This is a genomic window from Protofrankia sp. CiP3, assembly GCF_917627345.1.
Lineage (GTDB): Bacteria > Actinomycetota > Actinomycetes > Frankiales > Frankiaceae > Protofrankia.
Genome location: NZ_CAKJTM010000228.1, coordinates 1 through 2,880 on the forward strand (window position 1 = coordinate 1; position 2,880 = coordinate 2,880).

Annotated in this window: 1 protein-coding gene; it reads left to right on the forward strand. The window is 69.1% G+C overall.

From position 1 onward, the window contains the following. Nucleotides 1-2,880: acyltransferase domain-containing protein (locus tag MJ797_RS26690; protein ID WP_239342504.1), on the forward strand; the 2,880-nt coding region annotated here is incomplete at both ends.

The following is a 2,880-nucleotide window of genomic DNA, read 5'->3' on the forward strand; positions in this document are numbered from 1 at the left end:
CGGGATCTCCTCCTTCGGAGTCAGCGGCACCAACGCCCACATCATCCTCGAACAAGCACCGGATCCCATCACCCTGGAACAAGCATCAGGCCCGGCTGACGCGGAAGCCGCTCCTGAGACGCCGGACCTGCCTGCCGAGCCGGTCTCGGACACGTCGGGTGCGGTGCCGTTGGTGGTGTCGGCGCGGTCCCCGGAAGGTCTGCGGGCGGCGGCCGGGCAACTGGCCGACTTCCTCGAACAGCAGCCCGTATCGAGCTTGGGCGATGTGGGGCGTGCGTTGTTGAGGTCCCGTTCGGTGTGGGAGTTCCGGGCCGGTGTGGTGGCCGCAGAGCGGGATGAGGCGGTGGCGAAGCTCCGTGCGGTGGCGACTGGGGACGGGGGGTCTTCCGGTGTGGCCGGCGCTGGGCGGGTGGTGTTCACGTTCGCTGGTCAGGGTGCTCAGCGGGCGGGAATGGGCCGGGATCTGTGTGCCGCGTTCCCGGTGTTCGCCGCCGCGTTCGGTGAGGTTTGCGCGGCACTGGACGCGGAGCTAGGTGGAGCGGAGTTGGGCGGGGCTGCGCGGGTTTCGGTGCGTGAGTTGGCCTTCGCTGACGCGGGTTCTGATCTGGCCGGGTTGCTGGATCAGACGGTGTACACGCAGTCTGTGTTGTTCGCGTTCGAGGTGGCGTTGTGGCGTTTGGTGGAGTCGTGGGGTGTTCGTGCGGATGCGCTGGTCGGTCATTCGATCGGTGAGTTGACTGCGGCGTTCGCGGCTGGTGTGTGGACTCTGGAGGACGCCGCACGGGTGGTGGCTGCCAGGGCCCGGTTGATGCAGGCTCTCCCTGCCGGGGGTGCGATGGCGTCGCTGGCCGCCGGTGAGGAGCAGGTCGTCCAGCTCCTTGCCGGTCACACCGGTGTGTGGGTCGCTGCGGTGAACGGGCCGCGCGCGGTCACCGTTTCAGGAGAACAGGCGGCTGTCGAAGAAGTCGTCGCGCTCGCGACGGCGGGTGGGATCCGGGCGCGGATGTTGCCGGTCAGTCATGCCTTCCACTCACCGCTGATGGATCCGATGCTGGAGGAGTTCGCTGCCGTCGCCGTCGGTGTTGACTATCGCGAACCTTCGTCGGCGGGGCGGCGGGAGTGGATGTCGCCGAAGTACTGGGTGCGGCAGGTCCGTGAACTCGTCCGCTTCGCCGATGCTCTGGCTGAGGCTGGTGCGGGGTTCCTGGTGGAGATCGGTCCGGATGGGAGTCTGACGTCTCTCGCCCGGACCAGTGACCATCCGGTCGCGGCGGTCACGTTGTCGCGCCGGGAACAGCCGGAGTCGGTCGCGGTGGTCGCTGGACTCGTCGAACTCTGGGCTGCTGGTGGGCCGGTCACACAGACCGCTCTGGCCGCGCTGATTCCCGGTGCTGCGGTTCCCGGTCGGGTCGTTCCGCTGCCCACGTATCCATTCCAGCGGGATCGTTATTGGCTCGCTCCTGCTGCTGCGGGTACTGGTCAAGCGGCTGGGGGGCATCCGCTGCTGGGTCCGGTGGTGGAGGTGCCTGGTGGGGTGATGCTGGCGGGGCGGGTGTCGCTGAACACCCATCCGTGGCTGGCCGATCACGTGATCGCCGACGCTGTGGTCGTTCCCGGCGCCGCGATGGTCGAGTTCGTCATCGCTGCTGGGGATCGGGTGGACTGTTCGGTGCTGGACGAGCTCGTCATCCACGCCCCTTTGCCGGTCCCGGCGTCCGGGGTGGTTGAGATCCAAGTCCACGTCGCGGAGACCGACGGCACGGGGCGTCGGCCGGTGATGGTGAGTTCACGTCTGGCCGGGACGCCGGAATGGCAGCGGAACGCCGAGGGCTTCCTCACTCCCATGGCCGCCTCCGTCGCCGACGGTGCCGATCTGCGGGCCTGGCCGCCGCCGGGCGCCGAGCCGGTCTCGGTCGAGGACTTCTACGAGCGGCTGGTCGATCACGGCTATGCGTATGGGCCGCTGTTCCAGGGTCTGAGCGCGGTCTGGGTGCGTGAGGGGGACTTGTTCGGCGAGGTCACCCTTCCCGAGGGCGCCGATATCGACGGATACGGAATCCACCCCGCCCTCTTGGACGCCGCCCTGCACATCTCCATGGTCGCCACGCCGGCCGGTGACACCGGCGAAGTGATGGTTCCGTTCGCGTGGAACCGTGTCATCCTCCATGCCACCGGCGCCACCGCCCTTCGGATCCGCGCGACCCTAGGCTCCGGCCGGTTGGCGATGGACCTGGCCGACACCGCGGGCGAGCCGGTCCTGACCTTGGGAGCCCTCACCTCACGGCCCATCACCGCCGCCTCAGCCACCGCCCCCTCCGTCGGCGGTGCCGAACCGATGATGCTCTCCGTCGGCTGGACCCCCCTCGCCACTGGAGATGACGGCGGCGCGACCGTGCCGGGCAGCGCTGTGATCGCGGATGTGGCGGGTCTGGAGTCCTTGGTCGAGGACGTGCCGGAGTGGCTGGTCTTGGACGCGGACCTGCTCGTTTCCTGTGGCCTCGACCGGCGCGTCGATGCCGCTGGTTCTGAGTCGGGTGAGTTGGTGCGGGTGCGGGTGGTGTTGGCGCGGGTGTTGGAGGTGTTGCAGGCGTTCACGTCCGGGTCGGCTTTTGGTGGGGCTCGGTTGGCGGTGGTGGTTCGGGGTGCGGGTGGTGACCCGGTCGCGGCCGCGGTGGCGGGGTTGGTGCGCTCGGCGCAGTCGGAGAATCCCGGCCGGATCCTGCTGGCTGATCTCGGCGGGGATGTCGGCGGGGATGTCGTGGGGTTCGCGGGCCTGTTCGGGCGGGCCGCGGCGATGGATAAGTGGGAGATCCGGGTCCAGGGCGGACAGGCCGAAATCCCTGGGCTCACCCGGGTCAAGGATGATCCCCTCATCCCGGA